General features: G+C 43.6%; 7 protein-coding genes. 1 reads left to right on the plus strand and 6 read right to left on the minus strand.

Annotated features, from left to right (window positions below; translation table 11 throughout):
• Positions 1–39: 39 nt before the first annotated feature.
• Entirely contained in the window at positions 40–240 is a 201-nt protein-coding gene (locus CTT31_RS17865; RefSeq protein WP_039493184.1) for a hypothetical protein, read from the plus strand.
• A gap of 51 nt (positions 241–291) precedes the next feature.
• Here the strand turns inward: CTT31_RS17865 and CTT31_RS17870 are convergent, their stop codons facing one another.
• The 6 genes from CTT31_RS17870 to CTT31_RS17895 form a co-directional block, all read right to left on the minus strand.
• On the minus strand, positions 292–2,436 hold the full coding sequence (locus CTT31_RS17870) for a peptidase domain-containing ABC transporter (RefSeq protein ID WP_211858913.1): 2,145 nt from the start codon (positions 2,434–2,436) through the stop codon (positions 292–294).
• 17 nt (positions 2,437–2,453) lie between these two features.
• The gene (locus tag CTT31_RS17875) at positions 2,454–3,698 is read right to left on the minus strand and encodes an HlyD family secretion protein (protein WP_211858914.1); all 1,245 of its coding nucleotides are present in this window, start codon (positions 3,696–3,698) and stop codon (positions 2,454–2,456) included.
• 159 nt (positions 3,699–3,857) lie between these two features.
• Positions 3,858–5,219 carry a bifunctional UDP-N-acetylglucosamine diphosphorylase/glucosamine-1-phosphate N-acetyltransferase GlmU gene (gene glmU, locus CTT31_RS17880; RefSeq protein WP_211858915.1) on the minus strand — a complete coding sequence of 454 codons (1,362 nt, stop codon included), beginning with the start codon at positions 5,217–5,219 and terminating at the stop codon, positions 3,858–3,860.
• Positions 5,220–5,545: 326 nt separating this feature from the next.
• On the minus strand, positions 5,546–5,755 hold the full coding sequence (locus CTT31_RS17885; protein WP_130127216.1) for a hypothetical protein: 210 nt from the start codon (positions 5,753–5,755) through the stop codon (positions 5,546–5,548).
• A gap of 14 nt (positions 5,756–5,769) precedes the next feature.
• Complete coding sequence (locus CTT31_RS17890; RefSeq protein ID WP_039493173.1) at positions 5,770–7,389, minus strand: cyclic peptide export ABC transporter; 1,620 nt, start codon at positions 7,387–7,389, stop codon at positions 5,770–5,772.
• Between the two features lie 48 nt (positions 7,390–7,437).
• Positions 7,438–8,448 (minus strand): TauD/TfdA family dioxygenase, encoded by a 1,011-nt coding sequence (locus CTT31_RS17895; protein ID WP_130165225.1) that lies wholly within the window; start codon positions 8,446–8,448, stop codon positions 7,438–7,440.
• Positions 8,449–8,463 lie beyond the last annotated feature (15 nt).

Here is an 8,463-nt window from a genome sequence, read left to right on the forward strand (position 1 = left end):
AAAGGACTACTATTAACCAACATAAGTAAGGAAAAACGAATGAAATTGACACTAAACAAAAAGTGCATAAAAGCGCTCTCAAATGACAGCAAATCTATTCCAGCAAATATGACACCTCAAATTGCTGGCGGTGATGTTCAGGCTAATTCTCCGGCAGGCTCTCTATTCACAGATCGCTATGGCGATTGTTGGACAGGTCGTAACCACTCTTGCCGTGAGCACACTTGCCAGATCCCATAATTTGCTACAGCAGTAAGCCTTAAAATAAAGCGAGCTGCATGCTCGCTTTATTTATTCAGATCCCGATGTCGAGGTTTGTTCTTCCCCTTCATGGTGCACAGGCCTTTTGAGCTTAATTTCCCGATCCGCCGAGGCAATGGTTTCTTTCCGGTGCGCAATGATCACGCGAGTAATTTTCAACCGTGACACAGCTTCATTGATATCCTCTTCCAGCCCAGTATCAAGGTGACTCGTTGCTTCATCCATAAACAGTATTTTCGGATCTTTATATAGAGCACGCGCCAAGATGATCCGCTGCTTCTGACCACCAGATAAGCTTGACCCCATATCACCAATCAAGCTGTCATACCCCATTGGCATATCGCTAATATCATCATGGATAGCTGCTAATTGAGCACAATGCACCACTTTTTCCATATTGATTGGTGAATCAAAAAAGGCGATATTATCAGCCACAGTACCGGATAGGAGCTCATCGTCTTGCATCACCGCAGCTATCTGCTGACGATACTGTCTTGCGCCAATTTGGTTAAGAGATATACCATCCACCAAAATTTCACCGCTGGATGGTTTATTTAGCCCCAGCATTAACTTAAGTAACGTCGACTTACCGCAACCAGAAGGCCCTGTGATTGCTACTGACTCGCCCGCATTGATTGTTAAGTTTAATTTGTCAATGACATTTGGTGTTGCGTCTGAATATGCGAACGACAGATTTTTTACTTCAATTTTGCCTTCGATATTCAGTTTGCGATATTGATCTGGTTGTAACTCTTCTTTGTCCGTTAAAGCAATATCAGCGATACGGTCAAAGTGGAGGCCTAACATTTTAAACTCAATGAGCTTTTCTATAAGATTTGCGGTCTTATCCATAAACTGACGCTTGTAAGACATAAAAGCAAACAGCATACCGGTACTAAATCCACCAGCAATCACCAAGTGCGCCGCCAAATAAACCACAATGATATTTTCGATACCAAATAGCGCCCGGTTAATCGCGTCATAGCCAATTTTAAAATTGCCCAAGCGGATATTGTGGTTAATCGCACTCGCATAGCGATTTTGCCACTGTCCTTCTCGCTTCACCTCTGAGCCAAATAATTTAATTGTTTGGATCCCGCGTACCGTTTCCATAAAGTTGGAATTTTCTTCCGCGCGCGCCATGATTTCTTGCTCACTGATATTGCGAAATGGCTTATACATGAGCATTCTGATAATCGCGTAAGTGATCACGGCCACCAACACAACCGCTGATAACATAGGGCTGTAAAAGAAGATCATCGCTAAGGTAATAATCGCCATTAAGCCATCAATAATCGCTTCAATGACTCCCGTTGTAAGGAGCTGCTTTACTTGCTGAAGAGAGCCGAAGCGAGAAACAACATCCCCCATATGGCGCTTCTCAAAATAGGCGATGGGTAAGCGCACTAAGTGGTGAAATAGGTTCGCCCCCAGTTGAATATTCATCTGATTACCAAAGTGCAGCAAGGTAAAGCCACGTAGCGCATTGGTAGCGATTTCAAAAAGCAGTACTAAAAAGAACCCTATCGCCAGCACCGTCAAGAGAGAGGTGTCACCAGTGAGTATGACATCATCTATAACCAGCTGAATATAATAGGGCGCTGCCAGCGTAAATACCTGTAGCAAGATGGATAACATAAAGATAAGCAGCAGTGAGCGTTTTAAGCCCGTAATACGGCTCCAAAAATCTGAGAATCTAAGGCTCGCTTTTTGCTCTTTCTTTTCAAAGTCTTTGGTTGGCGTTAACTCCAATGCCACGCCAGTAAAATGCTTAGAGGCTTCTTCCATCGTAAAGGTTTTTTCGCCACCAGCGGGGTCATGGATCACGATGCGCTTTTCGTTGGCTTTTTTAAGCACCACAAAATGGTTCATATCCCAATGTAGAATTGCCGGTGCTTGCAGCGCATCTAGATCTTCAAGCTCAATTCGCAGAGGCCTTGAAGTTAAATGGAGCTTTTCAGCAAAGTGCATAATATCGAGCAGCGTACAACCCTCGATTGAAATACTAAAACGCTGCCTTAAGCGAGTTAAATCAGTGCGATAACCATGATATCCAGCAACCATAGCAAGACTCGCAAGGCCACACTCTGCCGCTTCTGATTGGATGATCACTGGTAAAGATTTCCGCGACCAAAACTCTAACTTATTGGCTGCGCCTTCATGTTCCATTTCCATATCAACCCTTTTACTTCTTATAACTGGCCTTTGATGCTAAATACTGGGTCAAACAACCAACGCAATAAAGAGCGTTCTTCTACCACAATATCCGCATCAAGCGTCATACCTGCACGCAAGACTGTATCTTTACCATATGCTTTTACTGCTTGTTCATCCAACGCAACCACTACACGGTACGCAGGCTCTTGAATAATGCCTGGCATGTTAGTTTCCTCAGGCAAGATGACGCTGTTACTAAGCTCTACAATCTTTCCTTTGTATATACCAAACTTTTCGTAAGGAAACGCGTGGTAGCGCAATTTTGTTTCCTGCCCCTCTTTGATAAAACCAAAAGCCGAAGTTGGGATATAAACAATTGCTTGCATATCACTATCTTCAGGGATAAGGGTCAGTAAATGCTGACCTATGGAGACATTTTTGCCAAGCTTAGCAAGCAATCCAGTGACAACACCGGATTGGGCCGCGCGGACTTCACCAAGTCGCTCCTGCTCGATGGATGAGATTTGGATAAGCAGGTCAGCTTGCTGCGATTGCAGCTGAGAAGTTCGGTTTTGATGTTCAATCGGCAATTTCGCCAATTGATTTTTGATGTTTTTAAGCTGTGACTCAAGCGCTATGCGTTCTGAACGGATTGAAGAAGCTTGCTGCTTTAATGAAAGCAAGGTGTCTTTTTGGCGCTGTAATTCTAGTTCAGAAATATAACCAGTGCCTTTTAACGTCGCAATTTGCGATACTAAATCTTGATTAAGTAGTAGCCGCTCCTGGAACGTGCTTGCTTGGCTCTCAAGTTCTTTTAACTTTTCTTTTACGGTCGTTTCTTGTTGCTGTAGCTCTTCGATATCAAGCTGGTACTGTCCACGTAGTTGCTCAATCTGCTGTAGTAAGTTCTTTTGCTGAAAGCGATATTGATTCAGTAATGCTTGATTCAATTCAGTGGCTTCGGTGCTATGTTTTGCAGATGCAATTCGCAGCAAAGGTTGCCCAGCAGCGACTTGTTCACCCTCTTTGACCAACACTTCAGACACCACCCCCTGTTGCATTGCAGCAACACGCAGCAATCCACCACTGGGCTCAATAACGCCAGACACTCTTTCCTTTCTGGTATAGCTACCACTTGATAGAAACACGATACTTAAAATCACAACCGTTAAAATGAGTAATCCCAAAGTCTTAAATACGGGCGGTTGGATTAAGCTAATTGTGCCCTCTAAGCGGTGCTGTTTATGCTCTAACACCTCACGGCGAAATAAATTTTCCATAGCACTTATCGGGTAATATTATTGTTAATATTTTTTTATTGAAAATACAATGTACCACGGGTGGTAACAGAAAGGAATGAAATAAGGCAAGTCGCACTTGCCTTATTTAGGTTTAGAAATATTTAACGCTATCTGTATGATATTAAAAATTAAATAATATTATGATTTCTTTATTGGACGCTGCCAGCCATCCAAGTTACGCTGTTTTCCTCGCGCGACTGCCAATTGCTCATCTTTAACACTTGAGGTAATCACTGAGCCTGCACCAATCGTTGCCGTACTACCAATTTCAACCGGTGCAACTAGTGATGAATTAGAGCCAATAAAGGCATTATCACCGATAATGGTTTTTGACTTATTCACACCGTCATAGTTACAAGTGATGGTCCCGGCACCAATATTCACTTTTTCCCCAATTTCAGCATCTCCAAGGTAGGTCAAGTGATTAGCTTTTGAACCTTTACCCAAACGAGATTTCTTCATCTCGACAAAGTTACCAATATGAGAATCTTCTTCCATTATCGCGCCAGGACGCAAGCGAGCAAATGGACCTAAAGTACACTTATCAGCAACCTGCGCATCTTCGATAAGCGTATTAGCTTTAATAACTACACCATTGCCGATTTTACAGTTTTTAAGTACGCAGTTAGGACCAATAACGACATCATCGCCAATTTCAACATGGCCTTCAAATATCACGTTAACATCAATCTGAACATCTTCGCCAGTTATTACCTGTCCACGCACATCAATGCGAGCAGGATCCGCTAAACTAGCACCATTAATCATCAAAGTTTCAGCTTGCCAAGTTTGATAAGCGCGCTCTAAAGCAGCAAGTTGCACACGGTTATTCGCACCTTCTACTTCCATCTCATCATCAGGCTGTGCAGAAGTAATTTCTACCCCTTCGCGGTGCGCCATCGCCACAATATCAGTGAGATAATATTCACCTTGTGCGTTATTATTCGATAGCTGTCCAAGCCACTTTTTCAATAATCCACCGTTAGCCGCCATTATGCCTGTATTGATCTCGGTAATAGCAAGTTGCTCCGCAGACGCATCTTTTTGTTCGACAATACCAACCAATTTGCCATTTTCTCGCAGCATACGGCCGTAACCTGTCGGGTTTGCTAAATCAACAGTGAGTACCGCAAGGCCTTTAGCTGGCGTCACATCCAGCAAACGCTGTAGCGTGCTCAGCTTTGTGAGAGGCACATCACCATAAAGGATCAGTACTTTATCGTCATCACTGATATGCTCCTTTGCTACCGCGACAGCATGACCAGTACCCAACTGCTCAGCTTGATGCACCCAGTTCACTTCATTATGTGATAACGCGGCTTGTAGCTGCTGCGCACCATGACCGAAAACTAAATTGGTAGACTGCGCGCCCAATGAGACCGCATTGTCGATAACATGCTGAACCATCGGCTTTCCAGCGATAGGGTGAAGTACTTTTGGCAACTTAGAGCGCATGCGAGTGCCTTTACCCGCAGCAAGAATAATTGTATTTAACGGCATGAACACAGGATCCTTTTTCTTGTGTCAAAAAACAAACGTACGGTTCAATACTCTTGTCTTTAATTCGGTCACTTCATTGTGCACCGTAATACTGAAATGGCTTTAGCAGACAACAAGCACTTACTAAGTACAAATTGCGCAATATTGTAGCGAGGATTGGTGAGAAAGGTAAGAGTGTACTTTTCTTCCGCACAGCGGTTTAGTCAAAAAATACGTTAAAAGAATGCAATAGTACCTACAACACAGTCAGCTGAATCGTTTTAACACACTAAAAGTGAGCTAAAGTGGCACGAAGCTTTCGCCTCGCACCACTCAATGTTCAGCACTTATTTGGCTGGAACTTGGGGCGGAGTCGGCGTGGTTGGGGCTGGTCCGCCATCGCCTTTGGTAACGGTTACATGGCGTTCTTTCACCACTTCACCACCAACGGTGTACTGGGATTCTTTCACGGTCACTTCACTTTCTGCTCCAACAGCTTCGATATCCGTATTTTTTGGTGTTTCTGGGGTCTTGCGACCTTTGATAAAATCAAACATATGTGCTCCTTTAATTATGCAGCTTGTTGTTTTTTCTGGTTCAACTCTTCTGCCTGCCCCTGATCGAACTTGATATGGCGATCAGCGAGGTGAAAGTATTTGTCATCATGAGTTACCGCAATTACTGTTTTACCTTGCGACTTCAACCATGGCAGCAATTCTTGATAAAATAGCGCTCTAAAATGTGGGTCTTGATCCGCAGCCCATTCATCTAGCACGTAGATATCTTTATCTTCGAGAATTGAGGCGATCAATGCCAAACGCTTTCTCTGACCTTGAGAAAACTGTGTGGCGGAAAACCCTTCCTCATCCACGCTTAGCTTGTGATCCAATTGAAACTGAGCCAGCAATGTATTCGCCGTTTTTCTATCTACTGGGTCGCCTTTGGCGTCTAACAGCTCGCGATAAAGGTAGAAATCGGGCAGCACCATCGTAATTTTATCTCTATAGCTATCAAGTTGAGCTGCATGCACTTCCTGTTCATCTACTTTTATTACGCCCTTTGAGGGTGTGTAAAGACCCAATAGCAAGTGTAAGAATGTTGACTTACCACTGCCGTTACCACCGGTAATAAAAATAATTTCTCCTTTATTAAACGTCAGATTCAGTTTCGGCAAAGAAAAAGCGGTATCTTCTCCTTTCGCTTCATAAGCGAAAGAGACATCTTTAAAAACTAACTTATTCCAGTTGTCTGAAAGCGGCGTGTGCTGATCCGTAGTTAATCCACCTTGCTCACTGCCAAGCTGTAAAGATTCGATTTTTTGCATCGAGACGCGTGCCCGAGCGATGTTTTGCCATAGATTCATCACATACCCAAATGGTGCCGCAATGTAAGTTACGATAAGGATATAACTCATTACTAATTCAGTGCGCTGTAGATAATGACTGACCGCAACTATGGTGCCCAACGTGATGAAAATCACCACCTGACTTATATTGCGGTTAATGTCCCAGGCAAAGCCATATTCACGCTCGCTGCTGCGTAACTCAGTCATCACTGGCTGTAGGCGCTTCTCAAAAAAGTACTGGCGTCTCGCTTTGTTGACTGTTAATTGTTTCGCGCCATCTAAAATGCCCTTATAGCCCTCAAATACATGGTCTTGATGTTCACGCATTTGGTTCGCGGCCTTGGTTATTTTTGTCATTACTATTTTTGTGATTAAAAATGACACTAACGCAGCTAATACAAGAATGCCAAACATGACTTCAGACAGTACAAATAGATAACCGAAACAAGCCAACAACAGAAAACTGTTATAAACGAAAGCTGGCATCTCAGCGAGCGCCCCCGAGATAGCATTCACATCATTGGTCAGAACGTTATATAGTCGCGCTCTACCAGCTTTTTCTAGTTTGTCGTAATCGGTTCCCAAAATTCGACTAACTAGGTTTTGGCGCACACTGTTTACTGTGCCTGCACTGTATTGAGAGAGAAAGTAACTCGTCGTCATTGAAGCCGCTAATAGAAACGTGACTAATACCGCAAACACAACAACCTCTAGAGGCTGAAAACCGGTTTCCCCACTTTCCCCTATCATATGAAACAAAGCTATCGATGTAGCCGCAGTAAACAAACTAGCGAGCCCCGATAAGAACATGATCTTTTTGAATTTTTTAATATAGTAAAGCAACATAATAAACCTGCTATTTTGGGGCTCGCAGTCACGAGCCACATGACTAACTTATAGTTCCACTGGCTCGCCCATTGAAACAACAATCCGACGCTCGCCTTTGAATGGATCGCGGCCGTGTGATACCAACATGTTGTCCATCAGTAACACATCGCCTTTTTCCCACAAGAAAGTCACGGTCGCTTTTTTATAGGCTTCGTTAATATGCTCAATCACGTCGTCAGGGATCACAGAGCCGTCGCCATACATTGTGTTATAAGTTAACGCTTCTTCGCCAAACTGAGACACCAACTCTTTTCTAATCACTGGACACAAGCTTGACGGATGCCAGAATGCAGCATGGTTAAACCACACCTTTTCACCGGTATGAATGTGATCGCGAATAGCAGGACGCACTTGGCGAGTACGGATTTGATCGGCACTGATAATTTCCAACTCCACATCCGCTTTCTGACAGTATGCTTTAACTTCTTCAATATCATCAGTGTTGAATGCTTTTTGCCACGTTGGGCCTAAGCCATTGCCATAGTTGCGTACTAACATCCAACCATGCTGTTCAAACTTGGCTTTAATATCAGCGTCAATATAGTCATGCACTTTTCTAACGTCTGCGATAGGTGTCGCACCGCGCTCCTCTGCTGGGATCATGCAGCTAAATGCAATCTTCATTGGCCATTGTTTAACGTATGACAACTCGTTGTGCTGTGCGATGCTCAATTCATTAGGAAACTCAGTTGAGGTGTAAGCACCTTTGCCGAGATTGGTACGAGGTGTCGCGCCTTCCATATATTTTGCGAGCGTCGGAATAAACTCATTTGCGACGTCACGGAAGTCGTCTTCATTCTGTAGATTAAAACCACGTAATAGAATTGCACCGTATTGTCTCAGCTGCTGATCTATTTTTGCTGCATTGTCAGCAACCCACTGCGCAGCACTGTGTGTTCCGCTAGTATCTTCAATTACAAGCGGGAAATCTGGACCTTCAGGTAAAAAACGCTCCTGAAGTGCAGCTGGCATTTGACCGTTGTATTGCTCTTTGAAAATTACAGTATCTTTTAACATGGATATTTCCTTTTA

Source organism: Pseudoalteromonas maricaloris (assembly GCF_024746855.1).
GTDB classification, from domain to species: Bacteria; Pseudomonadota; Gammaproteobacteria; order Enterobacterales; family Alteromonadaceae; genus Pseudoalteromonas; species Pseudoalteromonas maricaloris.

Excerpts from the sequence above, each read along its gene's own strand:
- CTT31_RS17865 (WP_039493184.1), top strand. The coding sequence starts at position 40 with ATGAAATTGACACTAAACAAAAAGTGCATAAAAGCGCTCTCAAATGAC.
- CTT31_RS17870 (WP_211858913.1), bottom strand. The coding sequence starts at position 2,436 with ATGGAAATGGAACATGAAGGCGCAGCCAATAAGTTAGAGTTTTGGTCG.
- CTT31_RS17875 (WP_211858914.1), bottom strand. The coding sequence starts at position 3,698 with ATGGAAAATTTATTTCGCCGTGAGGTGTTAGAGCATAAACAGCACCGC.
- glmU (WP_211858915.1), bottom strand. The coding sequence starts at position 5,219 with ATGCCGTTAAATACAATTATTCTTGCTGCGGGTAAAGGCACTCGCATG.
- CTT31_RS17885 (WP_130127216.1), bottom strand. The coding sequence starts at position 5,755 with ATGTTTGATTTTATCAAAGGTCGCAAGACCCCAGAAACACCAAAAAAT.
- CTT31_RS17890 (WP_039493173.1), bottom strand. The coding sequence starts at position 7,389 with ATGTTGCTTTACTATATTAAAAAATTCAAAAAGATCATGTTCTTATCG.
- CTT31_RS17895 (WP_130165225.1), bottom strand. The coding sequence starts at position 8,448 with ATGTTAAAAGATACTGTAATTTTCAAAGAGCAATACAACGGTCAAATG.